Genomic DNA, 24,712 nt, shown 5'->3' with positions numbered 1-24,712 from the left:
CGGGGGTTCGAATCCCTCTTCACCGACCACCTTAAGAAGCCCTAGTCGAAAGACTAGGGCTTTTTTACATCTGAAATTTAGATAACTTGAACAGAGTGGGGTTCGCCTGATGTTCAAAGAATGTCTCTTCACCGACCACCTTAAGAAGCCTCAACTAGCCGTCCGCGTCAAAAATGGCGGGGCTTTCTTACATCTGTCTTCCCTTGTTATATAAGACAGATTCCTATCGATCTGCTTGATTATGGTGCTGCTACAGAGTTGCTTTCTTTATCAAATGTGCAGATCTATATCTAATTTTATATAAATTGCACGCTCAATAATTCGACATATTAATGGGTTTGGTCTAAAGACTTTTATGAAAAGTGAAACCTGACCCTGAATTTGTTCACTAAGGCCTGAATTTGACAGCTTTCTACGCATTTGGCCTGTCAAAAACCCCTTAGATTTATTAAGCCTTTCGTTTCTCAGTTTTGTATTTGCCAAAATAATAAAAATGGTTAAATGTATGGTTAATATACGTGTATCTGGTTTTTTTATTTGTTCAAAGTAACAAAATTAGCGTTTGTTTCTATAGTGTTAATTGTTTTTTGGAATAATTATTTGTTTTTAGTGACTGGTAGTGAGATCTGCTTTGAAGCACAGGTTTATCTCTACAAGTAAGTAGTCGTAAGGAGTTTGTGAGTATTTCTTGCCGATAATATAATGTTGATTTTTCTTACTATATGCTCTCTGGGTGAATAGTTATGTGGAACTTTTGCTTGCTAAGCGTTTAATGTCGACTTTTTATCCTATTCTTGTTGCTTTTCTGTGAATTATTTGCCAAATTGTCAACCGTATAAAATATCAGAACAATATTCTGGTAAGAATGGATTCAATTTTGCAGACAGGGCAGAAAGCTGCCAAAGCAGTAGAGGTCTGGTAATGTCACTTTTAGAAGTAAAAAATCTTCGTATCGAATACCCATCTCGTCATGGAGTTCACGCCGCAGTTAAATCGCTTTCGTTCAACATCGAACGTGGTGAGATCGTTGGTGTTGTAGGCGAGTCTGGTGCAGGTAAATCAACAGTAGGTAATGCTGTGATCGATTTGCTGAGCCCTCCCGGCCGCATTGCTAGCGGCGAGGTATTTCTGGATGGCGAAAAAGTCTCTGGCTTATCTCCTGAACAGATGCGTTCTGTTCGCGGCTCAAAGATTGGTTTTATCTTCCAAGATCCAATGACGTCTCTTAACCCTCTATTCACAGTAGAACAGCAGTTAAAAGAGACGATTCATGCCAACATGAAGGTTTCGGATCAAGAAGCCTACCAGCGTTCATTAGACTTGATGAACCAAGTGGGTATCCCACAACCTGAAAACCGTTTAAAGCAGTACCCACACCAGTTCTCTGGCGGTATGCGTCAGCGTGTGGTTATCGCGATCGCATTGGCTGGTGAACCTGACCTTATCATCGCAGATGAACCAACGACGGCACTGGATGTGTCTATTCAAGATCAAATCTTAGGTTTGATTCGCGATCTATGTATTAAGAAAAACGTAGGTTGTATGTTGGTCACGCACGACATGGGCGTGGTATCAAACGTTACCGACCGCGTAGCCGTTATGTATCGTGGTGACTTAGTTGAGTTTGGCCCGACGGCGAAAGTCCTTGGTACTCCTGAACACCCATACACACACAGTCTTATCTCAGCGGTTCCACGTTCAGACCGTAAACTTGATCGTTTCCCTCTTGTGAGCTACATCGAAGAAGCGCACGAGATGGAGCCTCTAGATGTGAAAAACCACTGGTTAGGCCAAAGCCAAGATCACCGTGATTACACTGGCCCATTGTTGAATGTTGAAAACGTGCACTTACGCTTTACCACCAAAGATTCTTTCTTTGAGAGTCGTCGTGAGTACGTTCAAGCATCAAACAACGTGAGCTTTGAAGTGCATGAAGGTGAGACGTTTGGCTTAGTAGGTGAATCAGGTTCAGGTAAATCAACGATTGCTCGTGTGATTGCTGGCTTGTACGCACCGAATTCAGGCAAGGTAACGTTTGAAGGCGTTGATCTTACTGGTCTTAAATCTGAAAAAGAACGTCGCCCTATGCGTCGTCAAATGCAGATGGTTTTCCAAAACCCTTACACATCAATGAACCCTCGAATGAAGATATTCGACATCATTGCTGAACCTATCCGATTCCATAAACTTACGCGCAACGAGAATGAAACTCGTCAGATCGTGAACGACCTGCTAGAGCACGTTGGTTTAGGCGTAATGGCCGGGGTTAAGTACCCACACGAATTCTCAGGTGGCCAACGTCAGCGTATTTCTATCGCTCGCGCTTTGGCAACTCGCCCTCGTCTTTTGATTTGTGATGAACCTACCTCGGCACTGGATGTGTCGGTACAGGCTCAGATCCTTAACCTATTAAAAGACTTACAAGATGAGCTAAACCTAACCATGCTGTTCATCAGTCACGATTTACCGGTTATTCGCCAAATGTGTGACCGTGTTGGTGTGATGCAAATGGGAGAACTATTGGAAGTCGCGCCAACCGAGCAGCTATTCCAATCGCCTCAGCATGAGTACAGCAAACACCTAATTTCTTTAATGCCTGAATTTACAGGTTTAAGAGAAGAAAAAGCAGTGGCACAAGCCGCGGTATAAAAATCAGCAGGCTGGAGTTTAGCTTGCTAAAAACAATAAACAGACGCAAATACAACAACTAGGGATCTGGATTCCCGCATGAAGGAGTTATGCAATGAAAACCATGAAAAGCAAATTAGCAATAGCTTTAATGGCAGCTGGCCTAAGCTTTAGTGCAGCAGCAGCAGATATTACCGTTGGCTACGCAGCTGACCCTGTATCACTTGACCCGCACGAGCAGCTGTCTGGTGGCACACTGCAAATGTCTCACATGGTGTTTGACCCTCTAGTACGTTTCACAAAAGAGATGGATTTTGAAGGCCGCCTAGCATCGAGCTGGGAGCGTGTTGATGAAACGACTTTCCGTTTCAACCTACGTAAAGGTGTGAAATTCCACTCTGGTAACGAACTGACTGCTGATGATGTTGTGTGGACTTTTGAACGTCTACAAGCTTCTCCAGACTTTAAGTCTATCTTCACGCCATACGAAAAAATGGTAAAAGTGGATGACTACACAGTTGAGCTAGTATCAAAAGCGGCTTACCCACTAGTACTACAAACAGCAACTTACATCTTCCCAATGGACAGCAAGTTCTACTCTGGCCAAACAGCGGAAGGTAAAGACAAGTCTGAGCTAGTTAAGCACGGTAACTCGTTTGCTTCGACTAACGTTTCAGGTACTGGCCCTTTCATCGTAACGCAGCGTGAGCAAGGCGTTAAAGTAACGTTCGAACGTTTCAACGATTACTGGGATACAGAAACTGAAGGTAACGTAGACAAGCTAACACTTGTGCCAATCAAAGAAGACGCGACACGTGTTGCAGCACTTCTTTCTGGCGACGTTGATATGATTCACCCAGTAGCACCAAACGATCACAAGCGTGTTAAAAACGCTAAGAACATCGATCTAGTAACGCTACCTGGTACTCGTATCATCACGTTCCAAATGAACCAAAACAGCAACGAAGCTCTTAAAGATGTTCGCGTTCGTCAGGCGATTGTTCACGCAATCAACAACGAAGGTATCGTTAAGAAGATCATGAAAGGCTTCGCAACAGCTGCTGGTCAGCAAAGCCCAACAGGCTACGCGGGTCACAACGAAGACCTAGTTCCTCGTTACGATTTGAAAAAAGCGAAAGAGTTGATGAAAGAAGCGGGCTACGAAGATGGCTTTACGCTAACTATGATGGCTCCAAACAACCGTTACGTGAACGATGCGAAAGTAGCGCAAGCGTCTGCGGCAATGCTGTCTAAGATTGGTATCAAAGTTGATCTTAAGACGATGCCTAAAGCACAGTACTGGCCTGAGTTTGACCTATGTTCAGCAGACATGATGATGATCGGCTGGCACTCAGATACTGAAGATTCAGCGAACTTCAACGAGTTCCTAACAATGACTCGTAACGAAGAGACTGGTCGTGGTCAATACAACTGTTCTGGTTACTCAAACCCAGAAATGGATGCGATTGTAGAAGCTTCTAATACTGAAACTGACCCAGTTAAACGTTCTAAGATGCTGAAAGGCGTTGAAGCAACACTATACAACGACGCTGCATTCGTACCGCTACACTGGCAAAGTGAAGCGTGGGGCGCGAAGTCTAACGTAGGTGCTGCAGACATCGTAAACCCAATGGTTATGCCTTACTTCGGCGACCTAGTTGTAAAATAATCTAGCTTGCTAGAATCGAGAGCCTGAGCTTTCAGGCTCTCAAATTATTAAGAAATAGATTTAAGTTTCGGTATTTGGTCTTCCTTCAGTCGGGCTAAATACCTTTTTTAAGACTGAATTTTGTTATCTAGTCGCGGATTTCGATTAGATAGTCATGGATAGATAAGGGGCAAGGAATGGTTACGTTTCTGGTCAAGCGCCTGTTTCAGGCACTGATAGTGATGTTTGTGATCAGTTTGGTGGCGTTTGCCATTCAGGATAACCTGGGCGACCCGTTGCGTGAGTTAGTCGGTCAATCTGTTTCAGAATCGGAGCGTCAAGCGCTGCGTGATGAACTCGGCTTAAATGATCCCTTCATTACAAAATACACCCGCTTTGTGAGCGCTGCTCTACAAGGTGATCTTGGTACTTCATATTTCTTTAAACGCCCTGCTGTGGACGTAATCTTAGATAAGCTGGTGGCGACGCTTGAACTTGTGTTTGGCGCTTCTCTGATCATCGTTTGTCTGTCGATTCCACTTGGCGTTTATTCTGCAATACACCCAAAAAGCTTCTTCACTAAACTGGTGATGGCGGGCAGTAGTATCGGCATTTCTGTGCCTGTTTTCTTAACCGCAATCATGTTGATGTATGTATTCTCTATTGAATTAGGTTGGCTGCCGTCGTTTGGACGTGGTGAGACCGCAAACTGGTTTGGTTGGGAGTCTGGCTTCTTAACGATAGATGGCCTTGCGCACTTAGTGCTGCCGAGTATTGCTCTAGCATCTATCATGCTGCCGCTATTCATTCGTCTAGTACGTTCTGAAATGCTAGAGGTTCTTAGCTCTGAATACATCAAGTTTGGTAAAGCAAAAGGCCTAGCGCTGAACAAGATTTACTACCAACACGCTTTGAAAAACACAATGCTGCCAGTATTAACGGTAGGTGGTGTTCAAATCGGTACTATGGTGGCTTACACCATTCTTACTGAAACTGTATTCCAGTGGCCAGGCACCGGCTTCCTATTCCTTGAAGCGATTAACCGAGTGGATACTCCACTGATTACCGCATACGTTATCTTCGTTGGCCTGATCTTCGTAGTAACGAACACCATTGTTGACCTGCTGTACGGCATCATTAACCCAACAGTGAACATTACAGGGAAAGGAGCATAATCATGGAACACACAACAACAGCTCCATCGCGTTGGGAGCGATTCAAGCAGTCAGATATTCTGTACTACTTCTTACGTGATAAAGTGGCAATGGTTAGCTTCGCTATCTTTGCAGCTTTTCTTATTATGGCATTAGCGGCACCGATTCTAGCGCCAACAGACCCTTATGATGTGACGTCTATCGACATCATGGATTCTGAGTTGCCACCATCTTGGATGGAGGATGGCGAAGAGCGTTTCTTACTGGGTACTGATGAGCAAGGTCGTGACATCCTATCTACTATGCTTTACGGCTCTCGTCTTTCGTTGACGATTGGTTTCCTCGCGGTAGGTCTTCAGCTGACTCTCGGTATCATCATTGGTCTGTCTGCGGGTTACTTCGGTGGTCGTATTGATAGCTTCCTAATGCGTTTTGCCGATGTTCAGCTTTCATTCTCAACCATGATGGTTGCGATCATTGTCTCAGCCATCTTTAAGGCAAGCTTCGGCAGTGACTTCTATGCGCAATATGCGGTTGTTATGCTGGTGGTGATCATCGGTATTGCAGAATGGCCGCAGTATGCTCGTACGATTCGCGCATCCGTATTGGCTGAGAAGAAGAAAGAGTACGTAGAAGCAGCACGAGTGATGGGCTTTAGAGCGCCTCGCATCATGTTCCGTCATATTCTGCCTAACTGTTTATCGCCAATTTTGGTTATCTCTACGGTACAGGTGGCAAATGCCATCATGTCAGAAGCGGCACTTTCTTTCCTAGGTTTAGGCCTACCGGTAGACCAACCGTCACTCGGTGCTCTGATCAGTACTGGTTTTAACTACATTTTCTCAGGAGCATGGTGGATCACAGCATTCCCGGGTGTGCTTTTGGTAACATTGGTTCTAGTTATTAACCTATTAGGTGACTGGTTACGCGACGTGTTTAACCCGAAAATCTACAAAGGGTGATAGCTCGGTTTGATTTTTAGTAAAAAAAGTCACTAAACTAAGAGCCGTAAGCAATTACGGCTCTTTTTTTGCTTAATGGATCTGGAACTTAGTGTCATTGATAGTGTCAATAATACTTAAAATGGAATTCATGTTTTATCGACATTGATTCGGTAATAATTAATCCGCGAGGGTTTAAGTGGTGGTTATGAAATTGACAATGAATGCTGTATGTCGTGCTGTGACGAGACATTATCGTATGGGGCTTATCGCTGCATCCCTTTTGGTATCGAGCCAAGTGAATGCTGAATCGGTTCTATGTGATGCAACTCAGGCAAGCACTAACCAATTACCACAGCTAGAGCAATCATGTCCGATCGGTAAGGGAGTTTGGGGTAGCAAGGCGCCTAAACGTCATTCAGATAACGAACTGTTTTGGGTTCAATGTGGCCTGCTGAATAAGCCTTTGTCATTGAATCGAGCAAAGCCTCTGTATGAGAAAATCTCGACCAACGTTTGGATGAAGCCTGAAGGCGGGGACTACCGTTGCTTAATTGGACCTTACTCTACCTTCTCTGATGCGAGAAAAGACCTAACTCAGGTACGTAAGGTTCCTGGTTACGGTGAAGCCTTTATTCGTATGGTCGATAAGTCGAAAACCTCATCACAGCCTATCGTTGCAAAAGCGGCAGAGCCAAAAGCGGTGAAGCCTAAGGTTCCTGTAAAAGCAAAAGTAGAAGCTAAGCCTGTATCGAAACCTGTGGCTGCCAAGCAAGCGGCGGCGGTAACAAGTGCTGCTGTTATTCAGACGCTACCAAGTGGTAACGCGAGCTCAGACAATGATCTAGAGATCGAGATTCGCGTGACCGCAGACGTTGCGGGTAGCCAGTATGCGATTCCTTACCTTCTAGACCATCAACAGCAGTTCTATATGGAGCAAGGTAAGCCTTGGAGCCGTTTAGACTACGGCAGCGCTGAATTGGTATGTAATAAGGTCAATATGAAGCTGATGAGTGAAAAGCAGTGGCAGAGCATCTTGAGCTCAAAAGTGATGGAAAACCAGAACTGGCCAATGCACCTACCTTATTGGGGAGCGGATAAGAAAGGCCTGTTCACTAATGGTAACGTAAACCAACTCAAAGGCTCTTCACTGCTTAACGTAATGTGCGTTAAATAACGAAGACCCGTAGTAATACCAAATAAGCCTCAGCCATCGCTGGGGCTTTGTTGTTTTTACATCTTTCTGTTTCAATGTTGGTCTAAGTTCTTGATGTCTACTTCTTCAAAACGAATTTGACTAAATATCGTTAAAAATTGTTCAAATAGCACGGTTGATGCGTAGAAAACCATAACTCAAGCAATAAGGTGATTGAGATTATGAGTTTAAAAAAACGATTAGAAGACGTGGCTCCACGCTTTGAAGCCGGAGGGAAGTACGAAAAGCTTTATCCTGTATACGAGGCTTTCGCGACGATATTTTATACACCTGGCAACGTAAACCAAGGCTTGACCCATGTTCGAGATAGCATCGATCTCAAACGAATCATGATTCTGGTGTGGTTGGCGACCTTCCCCGCGATGTTTTGGGGGATGTATAACGTCGGACACCAAAGCGTCCTCGCATTAACCTCTAGCTATCAATTTAACGAACTTGCTTCTATCATCGACAGTAGTTGGCGCTTATCGTGGGCGTTTGGTGATGCACCGTCCTTAGTAGCAAGCGGCTGGGGAAGTCAGATGTTCTTGGGGGCGCTCTACTTCTTACCTGTTTATGTCACCGTATTTGTGGTGGGGGGCTTCTGGGAAGTTTTATTTGCCGTTGTGCGAAAACACGAGGTGAATGAAGGCTTTTTTGTAAGTTCGGTACTGTTTGCGCTTATTCTTCCGCCAACCATTCCGCTTTGGCAAGCCGCGTTAGGTATCACCTTTGGTATCGTTGTCGCCAAAGAGTTATTCGGCGGCACAGGGCGAAATTTCTTGAACCCAGCCCTTGCAGGACGCGCGTTCCTTTACTTTGCCTATCCCGCCAACATGTCCGGTGGGTTGGTATGGGTTGCTGCTGACGGCTATTCAGGCGCGACCCCACTGAGCCAATGGTATGAGGGGGGCAGCCCGTCACTAATCAATAATATGACTGGCGAGGCGATCACCTGGATGGATGCCTTTATCGGTAATATTCCAGGTTCGATGGGTGAGGTGTCGTCACTGCTTATCATGCTGACGGGGTTGATTTTGATTGTGATGAAGATAGCGTCTTGGCGCATTGTCGCCGGTGTGATTGTCGGTCTCGTTGTGACATCTAGCTTGATGAATTGGATAGGGTCAGAAACCAACTCTATGTTTTCGATGCCGTTCTACTGGCACTTTGTGTTGGGTGGTGTTGCCTTTGGTACCTTCTTCATGGCAACAGACCCTGTATCTGCCGCGTTTACCAATCAGAGTAAATGGGCCTATGGGATTTTGATTGGTGTGATGACGGTTGGTATACGAGTGCTCAATCCAGCCTACCCAGAGGGCATCATGCTGGCTATCTTGTTCGCCAACCTGTTCGCTCCGCTGTTCGACTTTGTAGTGAAAGAGCAGAACATCAAACGAAGACTGAAACGGACATCGCGCTAATCTAAGTGGTTAAAAGTGAAAGTGACTCCCATAAGAAAGGCTTGCATTGATGCAAGCCTTTCAATTTTTATCGCGATTGATTTGAGGTTGATTTAACTCCACTTCAAATCAATCTCGAAAGGTTGTGTGCTACCACAGTGTTCACCACACATTTCGTCGTAGGCGCTGTTATGAACCAGCATTGCTGATGCCACGGCTTGGTCGCTAAAGTGATCGCGTGCTTGGTTTACACTCAAAAACTTCTTAGGATGCTGGTGGTCATCTTTAATTAATTGCTTTTGCTCGCCAATAACTTGGTAAGCCAAGTAGATCCCGCCTTCAAATGATTCAATTAGTAGATTCATAACAAACTCCATTGCTGTTCTAGATAGGTTAGTATCTGTGTTACGTGGAGTTGGGGAGTAAGGTTCAAGAGTGGGCATAAAAAAAGCAGGCACAAGGCCTGCTTTTAAGAGTTATCAACAAAAGGTGTCGATTATCTCATCGTTACGAACTCTTCTGAGCCCGTTGGGTGAATCGCCACAACAGAGTCGAAGTCTGCTTTGGTTGCGCCCATCTTCATTGCAACGCCGAAGCCTTGAATCATTTCATCAACAGTGAAACCGATGCCGTGTAGGCCAACTACAGTCTCTTCTTCGCCAGCACATACTAGTTTCATCTTACAAGGTTGACGGTGCTTGGTTACTGCTGTGTACATTGCCGTGAAGCCCGACGTGTAAACCTTGATGTTGTCTTTGCCGTATTGCTCTTCAGCTTCTTGAGTCGTTAGACCAATTGTACCGATAGGCGGGTGGCTGAATACAACAGTAGGAACTAGCTTGTAGTCCATCTTCGCGTTTGTTTGGCCGTTGAATAGGCGCTCTGAAAGCTGACGACCTGCTTTAACAGCGACAGGTGTTAGCTCGATACCGCCTTCCATGATGTCGCCAACACAGTAGATGCCAGGAACATTAGTTGCTTGGAACTCGTCTACTTTGATGTAGCCACGGTCGTTAGTTGCAACGCCAGTTGATGCTAGGTTGATAGTGTCAGTGGCTGGGTGGCGACCGATAGCCCAGATTAGGTGGTCAACGTTTTGAGTGTTGCCGTTCTCTAGGTGTAGAGTCAGTGTGCCGTCAGCTTCTTTCACTACTTCTTTTGGAACAGAGTGTGTATGCAGTGTTGGGCCTTCCGCTTCCATTACTTCAACCAATGTCTCGATGATCATTGGATCGAAGCTACGAAGTGGTGACTCTTTACGACAGAACAGGTGCGTTTCTGTGCCAAGTGCGCTTAGTACGCCTGCGATTTCTACTGCGATGTAGCCTGCGCCGATAACAGCAACACGTTTAGGTTGCTCCATTAGGTCGAAGAAGCCATTTGAATCGATGCCGTATTCTGCGCCTGGGATGTTTGGAATGGTTGGACGACCACCAACTGCGATCAGGATGTGATCAGCTGTGTAGTGTTCACCGTTAACTTCAACAGTTTTCTCGTCAACGAACTTAGCAAAGCCTTTGATTACGTTTACTTTGTTGTTACCAAGAACGCGATCGTAAGATTGGTGGATACGGCCAATGTACGCTTGGCGGTTTTCCACTAATTTGCTCCAGTTGAAGCCTTTTACGTCAACGTCGAAGCCGTAATCTTCAGAGTATAGGTTGATAGCTTCAGCAACTTGAGCGCCGTGCCACATTACCTTTTTAGGAACACAACCAACGTTTACACAAGTACCACCAAGGTCTTGAGCTTCGATAAGTGCAACCTTTGCACCGTGCATTGCTGCGCGGTTTGCTGATGCGATGCCGCCTGAACCGCCGCCGATACAGATGTAATCAAAATGAGTCGCCATTACTTTCTCCATTTATTGAAGGCTGTGGGTACAGTGAGCGCACTGAACACCTACGTCCTATAGATTCTTAAATTGTCTAATTATTATATTGAGGGCAGATCGGTTGAACTCAATCTCCCTGTTTAAAATTTATTCGTGTACGTCACAATCTGCTGAATATTCGTCAGAGCATGACGTTAAGTTCGAGATTACTCGGGTACGATCCACTCTACTTTGAAGTGACCGGTCGCCGGAGCAATTGCTTCCTTCAAGAATGGAAGAATCTCTTTCATTTGGCTTTCTAACTTCCAAGGCGGGTTAATCACGATCATGCCTGATGCTGTCATGCCACGTTCATTGGTGTCTGGTGATACGCCAAGTTCGATTTGTAGAATCTTGTTGATGCCTAAGCCTTCGAGACCTTCGATCATATCTTCGATATCACAGCGGTTTACTACCGGGTACCAAATTGCGTAGATACCAGTTGCCCAGCGCTTGTGGCTTTGAGCGATTGCTGTCACGACATCACGATACTCTTTTGCTAGCTCGTAAGGTGGATCGATCAGTACTAAACCACGACGTTCTTTTGGTGGCAGGCTGCCCTTTAAGCGCTTAAACCCATCTTCTTTGTAGATAGATACCTGACGATCGCGGTGGAACTCTTGCTCAAGCAGAGGGTGATCGGCTGGGTGAAGCTCAGTCAGAACCATGCGGTCTTGGTCACGCAGGTGTGCACGTGCAACACGTGGAGAACCTGGGTAGTAACGCAGTTTCTCGCCATTATTTAGAATGGAAATAGACTCAAGGTAGCTTTGAATGTCTTCAGGAAGGTCTTTTTGCTCCCAAACGCGGGCAATACCTTGCTTGTATTCACCGGTTTGTTCAGACCATTCATGCGTTAAGTCGTAACGACCAACACCAGAGTGAGTGTCATGATAAACAAAAGGCTTATCCTTCTGTTTCAAAGAATTAAGAATAAGGCTCTGTACGATATGCTTTACTACGTCGGCATGGTTGCCCGCGTGGAAGCTGTGGCGATAACTTAACAAATTAAACTCTCGTAACACTCTCGAATTAGAGTGTGGTTAGTGTAGGTGGGGTTAATCAGACTATTATAACCCTCAATGGACCATAAATTCTCGAACAATTCAGGAACAGTCACTAGCAATATGCAGTTAGTTATTGGTTCTACTATTGAAATTTGCCTTGTTGGGCACTATTTAATAACTATTCGCAGGTGATTTTTTAGGGCGAACTTTAGCCTGATGACTGTAAGACGACCTCATTACAAAAAGACGAAAGTCTCTAACGCCAAAGGAATGTTTATATGTCTAATCCGCTATTAACCTTCACGGACTTACCTCCGTTTTCACAAATCAAACCTGAGCATATTAAGCCAGCGGTTGAGCAAGTGATTGAAGCGTGTCGCAACAAGATAGAACAAGTACTTGAAGGTAATACTTCGCCAAGCTGGGACAACCTAGTTGCTCCAATTGAAGAAGTGGATGATCGTTTAGGCCGTGTTTGGTCACCAGTAAGCCACATGAACTCGGTTGTGAACAGCGACGAGTTGCGTGAAGCGTATGAGAGCTGTTTGCCTCTGCTGTCTGAGTACGGCACGTGGGTTGGTCAACACAAAGGCCTGTTTGAAGCGTACAAAGCGATCAAGGCGAGTGAAGCATTTTCGGCATTAAATAGAGCTCAACAAAAAACCATTACCGATGCACTGCGCGATTTCGAACTGTCAGGCATTGGCTTACCAGCAGACGAGCAGCACCGCTATGGCGAGATCAGTAAGCGCCAGTCTGAGCTAGGCTCTCAATTCTCAAACAATGTGCTTGATGCAACCATGGGTTGGAGCAAGCACATTACAGATGTCGCTGAACTGGCAGGTATGCCTGAATCAGCACTGGCGGCAGCGAAAGCAGCAGCGGAGTCTAAAGAACAAGAAGGTTACCTACTGACTCTAGATATCCCTTCATACCTACCTGTGATGACTTACTGTGATAACCAAGCGCTACGTAAAGAGCTGTACGAAGCTTACGTAACTCGCGCTTCAGATCGCGGTCCAAATGCAGGTAAGTGGGACAACACTGAGATCATTACTGAACAACTTAAGCTGCGTCACGAGATCGCTCGCATGCTGGGTTTCAGCACCTACAGCGAAAAATCATTGTCGACCAAGATGGCAGAAACGCCAGACCAAGTACTTGGCTTCCTTAACGACTTAGCAGTAAAAGCCAAACCACAAGGTGAGCGCGAAGTAGAAGAGCTACGTCAGTTTGCTGAGAAAGAGTTTGGTGTTTCTGAATTGAATCTTTGGGACATCGCTTACTACAGCGAGAAACAAAAACAGAAGCTGTTCGAGATCTCTGATGAAGAGCTTCGCCCTTACTTCCCAGAATCTAATGTGGTTTCAGGTCTGTTTGAGGTACTGAACCGCGTGTTTGGTATGTCGGTAACAGAGCGTGAAGGTGTAGACACTTGGCATGAGTCTGTGCGTTTCTTTGATATCTTTGATGCGACCGGAACACTACGTGGTAGCTTCTACCTAGATCTATACGCACGTGAACACAAACGTGGTGGCGCTTGGATGGATGACTGTCGTGGTCGTCGCATTACTGAGTCTGGTGAGCTGCAAACGCCGGTTGCTTACCTAACGTGTAACTTCAACAAGCCTGTTGGTGATAAGCCAGCACTGTTTACTCACGATGAAGTGGTAACCTTATTCCACGAATTCGGTCACGGCATTCACCACATGCTGACGCAAGTAGAAGCGGGCGCAGTTGCGGGTATTAATGGCGTGCCTTGGGATGCGGTTGAATTGCCAAGTCAGTTCCTAGAAAACTGGTGTTGGGAAGAGGAAGCGCTGTCGTTCATCTCTGGTCACTTCGAAACGGGTGAAGCGCTACCAAAAGAGATGCTAGAGAAGATGCTAGCGGCGAAGAACTTCCAATCTGCGATGTTTATCCTGCGTCAGCTAGAGCTTGGTTTGTTCGATTTCACGCTACACACAGAGTACGACCCTGAAGTGGGTGGTCGCGTACTAGAAACGCTAGCGGATGTTAAGTCTAAGGTATCGGTACTGCCAAGCCTAGATTGGAACCGTTTCTCACACAGCTTTGGTCACATCTTTGCTGGTGGTTACAGCGCGGGCTACTACAGCTACCTGTGGGCAGAAGTGCTATCGGCAGATGCGTTCTCAGCATTTGAAGAAGAGGGTATCTTCAACACTGAAACGGGTAATCGCTTCCTGAACAACATCCTTGAAATGGGTGGCAGTGAAGAGCCAATGGAGCTGTTCAAACGCTTCCGTGGTCGTGAGCCACAAATCGACGCAATGCTTCGTCACGCGGGCATTAACGCATAATTACGGTAACTATCTAGTTTATTAAGAGTTAATTGCGAAAAGAGCCTCTAGTTAGAGGCTCTTTTTTTGTCTGTGTTTGATGCCAAGCAAGGCGAATCAATGTTATGGATTCACATTGCGGTTGATAGGGTTCTGCAATGAAATCAGTGTCTCTGTCGACTGAACTTCATCGATCGCTTGCAGCTTATCGATCAATACAAACTGCAGCTCTTCTATCGACTTACACATCAGCTTTACAAAGATATTGTAAGCACCAGTGGTGTAGTACGCCTCAACCACTTCGTCTAAGGCATTCAGCTTAGCGATCGCCGAGTGGTAATCTTTGGCAGCATTAAGGTTGATGCCAATAAAGCAACACACGTCGTAACCCAGCTTTTTGGTGTTTACCACAACTTCCGTTCGCTCAATAATGTCTGCCGATCTCATCTTTTCGATGCGAACGTGAATCGTTGCAGGGCTGACATCGAACTGCTTTGCCATTTCAGCATAAGGAGTACGTGCATCTTCCATCAAGGTTTTGAGAATGGCACGGTCTAGATCATCTAGACGAGCTGTGGTTGTGGACATGCATAATCCTTAGGTTGAATGAAAAACATACCGGCTTGAGTACACATCATAGCCAAGGGTGATAATATTAGCAGTAACTATAGGGTTAGGGTGAATTCAGTGCGATTTTCGTTATTTTTTATTGTGATGTGTTGGAGTGTTTTTGCTTCAGCTCAGGCAAAAGATGTGTTGGTTATTCACTCTTATCATCAAGGCTTTTTCTGGACAGATGATTTCCATAAAGGACTATCTGATGAGCTCGATCGCGATGGTTTGTCTTACCGGGTTGTTTATCTCGATACCAAGCGAACTCAAAACGCTGAATACTTAGAGCGAATTTATCAGCTATACCGCACTAAGCTGTCGCATGAAGAGTTTGCCGCTGTAGTCGTCAGTGATAATAACGCCCTCAATCTGATGAAACGCTTAGCGCCCGAACTCAATGGCACGCCCGTTATTTTTGGTGGCATCAACAATTTTTCTCCGCAAATGATTGAAGGCTTGCACGCAACCGGTATCACTGAAGATATTGATATGGCGAGCAATATTGAGCTGATCAATCGACTTCAATCGACGGTTAAAAAAGTTTACGTGGTTACCGATCACTCGGTAACGGGTGAAGCTATTCGCGCTCAAGTGGATTTATTTCTACACAAACGCCCTGAGTTTTCTGGGCTGGTGGAGCAATATACGCCTGATTCTTATCAAGAACTGATGACGTTCGCGCAACGCGCTGATCTAACTAAAAGCTTGTTGTTCTGGGCCTACTACCGCGACATCAATGGTCGTGTCAGCAGCAAAGAAGACTGGCGTCAGCTCAACAAAAAAACTCAGATGCCATTGTATATTGTGCATGATTTAAGACTTGGGTTTGGTGCGATTGGTGGCGTGATCCACAGTGGAGAAACACAAGGACGAGACACTGGGCGAGTGCTACTGAATGTGCTCGCTAATCCGGATAAACCGCTGCCCCAAGTGGTTGCTGGCGCGCCAGAAATCAAACTCGATTACCAACAGATCTCACGTTGGGATTTGGGTGCAGAGAATGAAGCCTCAGTAACCTTCCTCAATAAGCCGAAGTCATTTCTAGTACGCTACCGCGATGAAATTCGCACCATAGGTTTGCTGTTTTTGGTGATGTCGTGTGTCATCGCGACCTTGGTGTATTACCTTAATCGCCTTAAAAAAAGTGAACGTGCCAGCCGAAAAAGTCAGCTGCTGCTTGAGTCGATATTCGACCAAAGCCTGCAGTTCATGGGCATCATTGATAAGGGTGGCGTGCTGCTGTCGAGTAACAGCAAGTTACATGAGCTGCTTTATAATCAAGGCTATAAACTGGGAACGCCGCTGCAACAACACCAACATTGGGAAAGTTCTGCGAGAGAAGTGCTAGCCGAATATTTCATCGCAAAAAGTGAGCACCCAGCCTTACGATTTGAAGCCGAGGTGTGGTGTCGAGATCGCGGTGCGATGGTGTTGGATATTTCATTGAAGCCGATGCCGGGCAGTGAAGACGAAGACATTCAGTTTCTCTTTGAGGCGCGCGACGTGACCTCACGTAAGCTTGCTGAGAATAAGCTGTTCCAACGTGAAGCAAACTTGAAGCTGTATTACGATAAACAGCCGGTGATGATGATTACGCTCGATGGCAATAATCGCATTCAACAAGTGAACCAGTTTGTCGAAGAGCTTTTGGGATACCCTCTCGATCAGTTGTTGGGCCATCGCCCTAGAGAATTCTATGTTGATGAGAACGCGATGATTCCTCGTCATATCTTGCTGCAACCTCAGCATAAGATTCGTGGTGTGTGGCGTCGTGATATCGAATATCGCCATGCCGACGGCAGCAAGATCTGGATTCGTGAAAATATCCGCCCGTTGGTGGAGTCTGATCAGCTGTTGATTGTGGGTGAAGACATCACCGAAACGCACGAGCTTTCTGAAAAGCTAGAGTATCAGGCTCGCTATGACCTACTGACTGACACTTTTAACCGCAACCACTTTGAGCAAGAGCTGCAAAAAGCGCTGAAAGAGGTTGAGAGTCACATGCGAACTCACGCAATGTTGTTCCTAGATTTGGATCAGTTAAAGGTCTTGAACGACACCGCAGGACATGAAGCGGGTGATGCTGCGATCTTGTTTAGCGCCAAACTGCTAGAAGACGTACTGCCTTACAATGCGGTGTTAGCGCGAATGGGTGGTGATGAGTTTGCAGTATTAATGAAAGACTGTACTGAGCGAGACGCGGTTAATGTGTGTCGCAGTATTATCTCGATGATGAGTGAGAATCCATTCTTGTGGGATGATATTCGACTCAACCTGACGTGCTCTATCGGTATTCGATTGATTGACCATACTGCGGCTTCACCGCAGATGGTGCACGCTCAGGCGGATGCTGCTTGTCATGCCGCTAAAGAAGAAGGTCGCAATCGCTACCATCTTTACCATCAAGATGATGAAGACCTGCGTCGTCGTCATCTAGAGATGGAGTGCGTTAACCTAGTGCATGAGGCCTTGGCTAACGATCGCTTAGAACTGTTTGCTCAGCGAATTCTTGGCCTAGATGAAGACAGCGATAAAATGCACTTTGAGATCTTGGTGCGCATCAAGAACATCCAAGGGGAATACATCTCGCCAGGGATCTTCATGCCAGCCTCAGAGCGTTATAACATCGCGCATTTGATTGACCGCCAAGTCGTCAGTCAAACCTTGAGTTGGTTGGAGCAACGCCCTGAGGTTATTGAGGAGTTGGGGATGTGTTCAATCAACCTCTCTGGTCATTCGATGGGTAATCGTGAGTTTGTCGAGTTCTTGATAGATAGCCTGAGCGATTCATCGATACCGTGTCATAAGATTTGTTTAGAGATCACCGAAACAGCGGCCATGAGTAACATGAAGCAGGCGATCAAGTTCTTCACTCGTATTAAAGAGCTTGGCTGCATGATTGCATTGGATGATTTTGGCTCAGGGCTATCGTCATTTGGTTATCTGAAAAAACTGCCCGTCGATATTGTGAAGATCGATGGCCTGTTTGTGCGTGATATTGATGTCAATGAGATGGACCATGTGATGGTTCGCTCGATCAATGATCTTGCCAAGCAGATGGGCAAGCACACCGTAGCTGAGTTCGTTGAAAATAACCAGATCATCGACAAGCTGATTGAGTTGGGTGTGAACTACGCGCAGGGCTACATCATAGGCCGACCTAAACCACTCGCAGAGCTCGTTGAAGAGTTAAGACAAGAACGAGAGACAGAGTCATTGGTTTAGGTAAGCCGACTTTAGCCGGGAATACTTTTCACCGCTAATATGTATTGTTGAGGCAATCAGGTAAACTGGTTGCCTCTTTTGTTTTGAATACTACTGTCTGTTGGAGACGACCTTGCAACTACAACTGATTTGCGAAGATTCCACCCAAATCGATCATCTAAATGACTTAGCCACCCGTTGGAATTTATCTCATGATGAAAACAGCGATTTCGCTTTGGTACTGACTAGCGAGCGACTTGAGTTACGTAAAGTCGATGAGCCTAAGCTTGGCGCTATCTTTGTTGACTTAGTGGGAGGCGCTGTCGGTCACAGACGTAAGTTTGGTGGTGGTAAAGGTCAGGCAATTGCTAAGGCAGCAGGTCTAAACAAAGGCGCAACACCAACTATCTTAGATGGCACTGCAGGCTTAGGGCGCGATGCGTTTGTGTTGGCTTCTTTGGGTTGTAAGGTGCAAATGGTCGAGCGTCACCCAGTTGTGGCTGCACTGCTTGATGATGGCTTGCAGCGAGCGCAACAAGATCCAGACATCGGCGGTTGGGTGAGTGAACGCATGAAGTTGATTCATGCTTCTAGCCATGATGCCCTAGACAAGCTCAGTAACGATCCTGACTTCGAACAGCCAGACGTGGTGTATCTCGACCCTATGTACCCGCACCCTGAGAACAAAAAGAAATCGGCTTTGGTTAAGAAAGAGATGCGTGTATTCCAATCTTTGGTTGGTGCAGATCTGGATGCTGATGGCTTGTTTGAGCCAGCGATGAAGCTCGCATCAAAGCGTGTTGTGGTCAAAAGACCGGATTACGCAGCATGGTTAAACGAGCAAAAACCGAGCATGGCGATCGAAACCAAAAAGAACCGTTTTGATGTCTATGTGAAAGCATCAATGACTTAATTGAAGCATCAATAACTTAGAGACACGCTAAGAAAATTTCCCGTCATAAATACGATAAATTGCCATTTAACACTTGCGATAGTCGCGTTACGGATGTATATCTAACTAAGAATCATTATTATTCTTAGCTGGAGTTGTAGCATGGTTAAACGCTTTTGTAAGTTAAACCGTCGAGATATCACTGAGCACTTGGGCGAGATCCACAGCTTAGTGACTGAACCTAAGTTCGTGTGTCGTTCTTGCGCGCGTTCTTCGGCGGATCAAGCGAATCTATGCAAACCCACCGCAATTCCACCTCTTGGTTGTCAAAACAAACCCGTTGAAGAGAAAGTCGCATGCGGCCTGCTAGCGGAAACATTACCTACACCAGAGTTATCGCTTGCGGAAATCAACGAGACAATTGAACCGAGCGTACAAATGTTCGATCCTGCCGCTGCTGATATTGCCCCTGAGCTTTCCAAAAAAGAAGCCGCGCAGAAGAAAGCCAAGGTGAAAAAACTGATGGCGAAGGCGAGCGGTGATGAGAAAGCGGAGCTCAAACAAGCGAAGAAAGCGGCTAAGAAACAAGAAAAGTACAACAAAAAGCTTGCGAAGATGATTAAGAAGCAGCAAAAGCTGTTTAAGAAAAGCCAGAAACTGGAAAGTGATCTTGAACGCATCAACCTACAACTTGATGATGTTGCCTTCACAGAAACCAAAACTCAGGTAGTGAGCCATAATCACATCCACTGACGTTGATTCGAATGGTTTATTGCTAGAGCGATGATTTAAAAAGAGCGACCTTAGGTCGCTCTTTTGCTTTTTGGGGTTATCTGAGCTAACTCATGTTGCTCATTCAAATCAGCTAAGCGTTGCTTGCGGATCTTGCTACGCGCTTTTTCACCCACGTCTCATTGACGAACAAAGAGAACAAGATAACGGCACCACCAATAGACAATCGAACCAAATCGACATCCCTGTTCCAAATCAGGATGTTCACCACGAGGCCCGCAGGAACCAGTGCATTGTTCATTACGGCTAGTGCGCCAGCATTCACCATGCACGCGCCTTTATTCCACATAAAGTAACCCAGCCCCGACGCAATCAAGCCAAGGTAGATCAGGATTCCCCATTGAAGTGTGGTGGTGGGCAGTTTCTCTGGATTGCCCAATAGCATGAAAGCAACCGAAGCAACACATAACGCTCCTAAGTAGAAGTAACCAAATACGGTTCGCTGAGGTAACTCGGTCGATTCCTTCTCCATCACAACCTTGTAGCCCACCTGACCGATAGCAAAGCACAGGTTCGCGCCTTGCACGACGAGGAAGCCAACTAAAAAGTTTTCGTTGATGCCTGCGAATTTAATGAATACTGCGCCCAATACCGCAATTGCCGCCGTCACTAGGTACCACGGAGAGAATTGCCCTTTGAGAAAGTCATAAATCAGCGTGACGTAAATTGGCGTGAAAACGGTAAACAAAAGAACTTCAGGAACGGATAGCAGTAAGAAAGACTGATAGTAGAAGCAGTACATCAGGCCAAGCTGGACACCACCAATTGCCATCAATTTAGCGATCAGCTTACGCGATACGCCGCGAAACTTTAGGAAAGGAAGAAATACGACGCCAGCAAGGGCAACACGCATTAAAACAGAGAACCAAGAATCAACCTGACCCGCAAGGTAAACGCCGATCAGGCTAAAAGAGAAGGCCCATAGGAGGGTAACACCAGCTAAATAGCTCATAGTAAAACTTCGTTAATAAGATATGAGCTGTATGTTACCTAACCTTAAATCATTAGTCTTCTGAATCTCTTAGAGGCACGACCAGCATATCAACCGGAGAGGCGTTGATCAGTTGGCGTGTTGAAGAGAGCAGCTTGCTCCAAAAGTCTTGATGGTGACCGCAAACCACGAGATCAACATTGAACTCGTTGATGGTGTCACACAGCTCATGACTCAAATCACCACTGCCTACTAGGGTATGGGTGATCGGGTATTGGGCGTGCTCCGCAAAATTTTGCAGCTGAATACGAGACGCTTCCATCGCGTTGTGCTGGGTTTCGGCCATGTTGATATCAATCAGGCCGGTATACAGCTCTGCGTAGTTAATATCGATATGGATAAAAGAGACTTTGGCTTCCAATGGCTTAGCCAATGCTACCGCTTTATCCACAATTAATTTGCTGTCTTCTGATAAATCGACCGCGACCAAAATATGTTTGTAACTCATATCGCTACCTCCTTTATTCATTGTCTGATTTAAGATTAGCACTATGCGATGGCTTTTTTTGCTGAAGTGATCTCATATCCACTGTCTTGCGTAATGACAGCTCGAAATATTGGTTAACTAATGGCCTGCGAGATATTCATTAAATAGTGATATAGTAGAGAAAATTGAGGATGTAATTAGGAGTCTTAAATGCTGTCAAAAACTATGGTTGAGCAACTGAATGATCAAATTAACCTAGAATTTTTCTCATCCAATCTATACTTACAAATGAGTGCTTGGTGTGAAGACAAAGGATTTGAAGGTGCAGCAGAGTTTCTGCGTGTTCATGCAGTAGAAGAAATGGAACATATGCAGCGTCTTTTCACTTACGTAAGTGAAACAGGTGCAATGCCAATTCTAGGTGCGATTGAAGCGCCAAAACATGAATTTGATAGCCTTGGTGCAGTGTTCCGTGAAACTTATGAACATGAGCAGATGATTACTCAAAAGATCAACAAACTGGCTCACGTTGCCTTCAGCACACAAGACTACTCAACCTTTAACTTCCTGCAATGGTACGTTGCAGAGCAACACGAAGAAGAGAAGTTGTTTAAAGGTGTATTGGATAAGCTAGAGCTTGTTGGTGAAGACGGTAAAGCACTGTTCTTTATTGATAAAGACCTAGCGCAATTGGCAAAAGATGGTTCATCTTCAATTATGGAAGCTCCTGCCGTTTAGGTAGTACGAGAAAGACACTGATTATCTTTTTCTTTTGAGTTTTCTTATGAAGATGTAGGGAGGAAAGGATGATCAGCGGCGACACTATTCTATTTGCACTAATGGTTGTGACTTGCGTGAACTGGGCGCGTTATTTTACTGCGCTAAGAACGCTCATTTATATTATGCGAGAAGCGCATCCTCTACTTTATCAACAAGTAGACGGAGGCGGTTTTTTCACAACCCATGGCAATATGACCAAACAGGTTCGCCTGTTCAGTTACATCAAAAGTAAAGAATATCACCATCATCATGACGAAGTTTTTACTTCGAAGTGCGATCGTGTAAGACAGTTATTCATACTCTCTTCCGCTCTGCTAGGTGTAACCTTGCTGTCTTCTTTCATCGTCTAAGTTTTTAGTACGTGTGAAGTAGAGCTTAGGTTTTGGTGTGAAGCTTTGGTTGTTGGTTCGCTAAGCCAAGTAGTGGTTTTGCTGCTGTCTGCAAATTGTACAATTGAACATCAATTGCAAAGTTTAAAATTGCCGCTAAAATAGCGAGCAATTAGTAAGGATGTGCTGTTTATGCACATCCTTTTTTATTGATGGCATTTCGAGAACAGGGTGTACTCGGGCTGCAAAAGTGAAGAAAAGCAGAACCACATGAGTGAAAAATTTGATGTAATCGTAATTGGTGCGGGCGCCGCAGGCTTAATGTGTGCTGCGGAAGCTAGTAAACGCGGCCGACGAGTGCTGGTGGTTGATCATGCAAAGAAACCAGGCAGAAAAATTTTAATCTCAGGTGGCGGTCGTTGTAACTTCACTAACTATGATGTTTCAGCCAACAACTTCCTGTGTAACAACCCTCACTTCGTGAAGTCAGCTTTATCTCAATACACCAACTGGGATTTTATCTCGATGGTGAGCAAGTACGGTATTGAGTTCGAAGAGCGAGACCACGGCCAATTGTTCTGTGTAAATGACCACACTGCAAAAGACATCGTGAGCATGCTGCTTGACGAGTGTAAGCAGGCGAAAGTCGAACAACGCTACCGTTGTGATGTTCACTCCATCGAGAAAACAGAGGCTGGCTTCAAGATGCACCTCAATACCGACGAAGTTGAGTGTGACTCACTGGTTGTCGCGACAGGTGGTTTGTCGATGCCTAAGCTGGGCGCAACGCCATTTGGCTATAAGATTGCCGAGCAATTTGGTTTGTCTGTGATGCCAACTACCGCAGGCTTAGTGCCATTTACTCTGCATAAAGAAGATAAAGAAGCTTTCGCAGAGCTTTCGGGAATCGCAATTCCTGCCGAGATCACCGCGCAAGACGGAACCTTGTTCAAAGAAGCGTTGCTGTTTACTCACCGCGGCCTATCGGGTCCTTCAGTTCTGCAAATTTCTTCGTTCTGGAAAGCAGGTCAGTCGGTTTCGATTAATCTAGTACCTGAAGTCGATGTAGCTGAGCTGCTGGCTAACTCTCGCGAGAAGCACCCAAATCAGAGCCTGAAAAACACCTTGGCGAAAGCACTGCCGAAGCGTTTTGTGGAAGTGTTGATTGACCGTAAAGAGCTGGAAGACAAGCCGCTCAAGCAGTTCAATGAAAAACAGCTGAACGAGATCGTAGATCACCTAGAAAATTGGAAAATCGCGCCAAACGGCACTGAAGGCTACCGAACGGCCGAAGTAACTCTAGGCGGTGTGGACACCAATCACCTATCGTCAAAAACCATGGAATGTAAGAGCGTTTCTGGCCTCTACTTCATCGGTGAAGTAATGGACGTTACTGGCTGGCTTGGTGGTTATAACTTCCAATGGTGTTGGAGTTCTGGCTTTGCTGCAGGCCAGTGGGTTTAAGTTTTCCCATAGATTTTAAATTACATAAAAATGGCGAGTCACGTGACTCGCCATTTTTGTATCTAGCTTAGCGTTAAAAGTCATTCAATTGATGGTTTTCGCGATCAATCGAGTCTTTTCGCTCTTATTTACGCAGCTTTGTTTTTTGAAAACTTGATCTGCTGAATCACTAAACCAGCAATGATCAGTATCAAGCCAAACAGTGTTGCTGGGTGAATCTCTTCGCCAATAATGGTCGAAAGTAGCATTAGCGAGATAAACGGTGAGGCAAAGATTAGGTTGCTGATACGCGCCGTATTATTGGTTAGCTTGAGTGCTGATAACCACAATACAAAGGTAATGCCCATCTCGAATAGACCAACGTAAGTCACCGCCATCCAACCCTTCGCCGTAATTTGGCTAAAGCTTTCGCCCTCAAAAATGGTTAAACCGATCGCGAAGGGTAATGCCACTAAGAATCCAAGCAGTACGCCAACCACGGGATCAGCCTTGTTTTTGGTGTTGAGAATCCAGTATCCCGCCCAAAGCAAAGTTGAAAGCAGCGCTAGCGCCACACCGAGTGGGCTATCGAACTGCATGCCTAACACGTCGCCTTTGGTCGCAATAACTACCACACCCGCATAGCTGAAGGTACACGCAATCCAATCTTGTTTACGAATCTTTTGCCCTAGAAAAACCGCCGCCATTAAGGTTAGCGTGATAGCCCAGCTGTAGTTGATGGCTTGAGCTTGAGAGGCGGGCAGCAGGTCGTAGGCTTTGAATAGAATCAGGTAATAGGCCAATGGGTTAACCAAGCCGAGAAGCAAGTAATACCAAGGGTTTGAAAGGAACGTTGTACTCAGCTGAGAAAGCTTGCCTTGAAAAGCGCAGACTGCGATCAGTGCAATCGACGACACAATGCTAGCGATGGTCAGCATTTGAATAGGTGAAAACTCAGCAAGGGTCAGCTTAAAAGCAGTAGCGACCGTTGACCACAGCAGTACTGCGGAAAGGCCAAAGCCCAAGGCACGACGTTCATTCATGGCAACTCATTCTAATTTGATGGGACAGAATACGGAGCGCCTAGTCTATC

At 45.6% G+C, this 24,712-nt stretch carries 20 protein-coding genes; 13 read left to right on the top strand and 7 right to left on the bottom strand.

Translation table 11 applies throughout. The annotated features are described in order from the left end of the window. The first annotated feature begins 921 nt into the window (after positions 1–921). The 6 genes from A142_RS02730 (at position 922) to A142_RS02705 (ending at position 8,990) form a co-directional block, all read left to right on the top strand. Positions 922–2,649: a dipeptide ABC transporter ATP-binding protein gene (locus A142_RS02730; RefSeq protein ID WP_019826573.1), complete on the top strand. Its 1,728-nt coding sequence runs from the start codon at positions 922–924 to the stop codon at positions 2,647–2,649. A 94-nt stretch (positions 2,650–2,743) separates the two neighbouring features. Then, a complete protein-coding gene (locus A142_RS02725; protein ID WP_019826571.1) occupies positions 2,744–4,297 on the top strand; it encodes an ABC transporter substrate-binding protein in 1,554 nt (517 codons plus the stop codon). 176 nt (positions 4,298–4,473) lie between these two features. Then, a complete protein-coding gene (locus tag A142_RS02720; RefSeq protein WP_019826569.1) occupies positions 4,474–5,451 on the top strand; it encodes an ABC transporter permease in 978 nt (325 codons plus the stop codon). A 2-nt stretch (positions 5,452–5,453) separates the two neighbouring features. Next, positions 5,454–6,392: an ABC transporter permease gene (locus tag A142_RS02715; protein WP_019826567.1), complete on the top strand. Its 939-nt coding sequence runs from the start codon at positions 5,454–5,456 to the stop codon at positions 6,390–6,392. Between the two features lie 187 nt (positions 6,393–6,579). Next, positions 6,580–7,548 carry an SPOR domain-containing protein gene (locus tag A142_RS02710; protein WP_019826564.1) on the top strand — a complete coding sequence of 323 codons (969 nt, stop codon included), beginning with the start codon at positions 6,580–6,582 and terminating at the stop codon, positions 7,546–7,548. 200 nt (positions 7,549–7,748) lie between these two features. Continuing rightward, positions 7,749–8,990 (top strand): NADH:ubiquinone reductase (Na(+)-transporting) subunit B, encoded by a 1,242-nt coding sequence (locus A142_RS02705; protein ID WP_019826562.1) that lies wholly within the window; start codon positions 7,749–7,751, stop codon positions 8,988–8,990. 92 nt (positions 8,991–9,082) lie between these two features. Here A142_RS02705 and A142_RS02700 read toward each other — a convergent pair whose 3' ends face one another. From A142_RS02700 to A142_RS02690, 3 genes are all read right to left on the bottom strand, one after another. Next, a complete protein-coding gene (locus tag A142_RS02700; RefSeq protein ID WP_029405740.1) occupies positions 9,083–9,334 on the bottom strand; it encodes a DUF6482 family protein in 252 nt (83 codons plus the stop codon). 131 nt (positions 9,335–9,465) lie between these two features. Then, the gene (gene gorA, locus A142_RS02695) at positions 9,466–10,821 is read right to left on the bottom strand and encodes a glutathione-disulfide reductase (protein WP_029405739.1); all 1,356 of its coding nucleotides are present in this window, start codon (positions 10,819–10,821) and stop codon (positions 9,466–9,468) included. Positions 10,822–11,009: 188 nt separating this feature from the next. Further along, complete coding sequence (locus tag A142_RS02690) at positions 11,010–11,849, bottom strand: 23S rRNA (adenine(2030)-N(6))-methyltransferase RlmJ (protein WP_029405738.1); 840 nt, start codon at positions 11,847–11,849, stop codon at positions 11,010–11,012. Between the two features lie 278 nt (positions 11,850–12,127). Here A142_RS02690 and prlC point away from each other — a divergent pair, with 278 nt between their 5' ends. Further along, positions 12,128–14,170, top strand: a complete 2,043-nt coding sequence (prlC, locus tag A142_RS02685) for an oligopeptidase A (RefSeq protein ID WP_019826554.1) — start codon at positions 12,128–12,130, stop codon at positions 14,168–14,170. A gap of 102 nt (positions 14,171–14,272) precedes the next feature. On the opposite strand, the gene asnC is transcribed toward prlC, so the two are convergent. After that, complete coding sequence (asnC, locus tag A142_RS02680) at positions 14,273–14,737, bottom strand: transcriptional regulator AsnC (RefSeq protein WP_008218581.1); 465 nt, start codon at positions 14,735–14,737, stop codon at positions 14,273–14,275. Between the two features lie 126 nt (positions 14,738–14,863). On the opposite strand from asnC, the gene A142_RS02675 reads away from it, so the two are divergent. The 3 genes from A142_RS02675 to A142_RS02665 all read left to right on the top strand — a co-directional run bounded on the left by A142_RS02675 (position 14,864) and on the right by A142_RS02665 (position 19,610). Then, positions 14,864–17,986: an EAL domain-containing protein gene (locus A142_RS02675; RefSeq protein ID WP_029405737.1), complete on the top strand. Its 3,123-nt coding sequence runs from the start codon at positions 14,864–14,866 to the stop codon at positions 17,984–17,986. 112 nt (positions 17,987–18,098) lie between these two features. After that, the gene (locus tag A142_RS02670; protein WP_019826550.1) at positions 18,099–18,878 is read left to right on the top strand and encodes a class I SAM-dependent methyltransferase; all 780 of its coding nucleotides are present in this window, start codon (positions 18,099–18,101) and stop codon (positions 18,876–18,878) included. 141 nt (positions 18,879–19,019) lie between these two features. Beyond that, complete coding sequence (locus tag A142_RS02665; protein ID WP_019826548.1) at positions 19,020–19,610, top strand: hypothetical protein; 591 nt, start codon at positions 19,020–19,022, stop codon at positions 19,608–19,610. Between the two features lie 112 nt (positions 19,611–19,722). On the opposite strand, the gene A142_RS02660 is transcribed toward A142_RS02665, so the two are convergent. Both A142_RS02660 and uspA read right to left on the bottom strand, forming a co-directional pair. Continuing rightward, positions 19,723–20,601, bottom strand: a complete 879-nt coding sequence (locus tag A142_RS02660; protein ID WP_019826545.1) for a carboxylate/amino acid/amine transporter — start codon at positions 20,599–20,601, stop codon at positions 19,723–19,725. 52 nt (positions 20,602–20,653) lie between these two features. Further along, a complete protein-coding gene (gene uspA, locus A142_RS02655; RefSeq protein WP_017060149.1) occupies positions 20,654–21,088 on the bottom strand; it encodes a universal stress protein UspA in 435 nt (144 codons plus the stop codon). Positions 21,089–21,277: 189 nt separating this feature from the next. On the opposite strand from uspA, the gene ftnA reads away from it, so the two are divergent. The 3 genes from ftnA (at position 21,278) to A142_RS02640 (ending at position 23,640) form a co-directional block, all read left to right on the top strand. After that, complete coding sequence (ftnA, locus tag A142_RS02650) at positions 21,278–21,805, top strand: non-heme ferritin (protein WP_004735556.1); 528 nt, start codon at positions 21,278–21,280, stop codon at positions 21,803–21,805. Positions 21,806–21,873: 68 nt separating this feature from the next. After that, entirely contained in the window at positions 21,874–22,197 is a 324-nt protein-coding gene (gene uspB / locus A142_RS02645) for a universal stress protein UspB (RefSeq protein ID WP_009848060.1), read from the top strand. A gap of 249 nt (positions 22,198–22,446) precedes the next feature. Then, positions 22,447–23,640, top strand: coding sequence for an NAD(P)/FAD-dependent oxidoreductase (locus tag A142_RS02640; protein WP_029405736.1), 1,194 nt, complete (start codon positions 22,447–22,449; stop codon positions 23,638–23,640). A gap of 128 nt (positions 23,641–23,768) precedes the next feature. Here A142_RS02640 and A142_RS02635 read toward each other — a convergent pair whose 3' ends face one another. After that, complete coding sequence (locus tag A142_RS02635; protein ID WP_019826537.1) at positions 23,769–24,662, bottom strand: DMT family transporter; 894 nt, start codon at positions 24,660–24,662, stop codon at positions 23,769–23,771. Positions 24,663–24,712 lie beyond the last annotated feature (50 nt).

It is taken from the genome of Vibrio splendidus 12E03, assembly GCF_000272105.2.
GTDB lineage: Bacteria > Pseudomonadota > Gammaproteobacteria > Enterobacterales > Vibrionaceae > Vibrio > Vibrio splendidus_I.
This window is presented reverse-complemented; position numbering and strand designations above follow the sequence as displayed.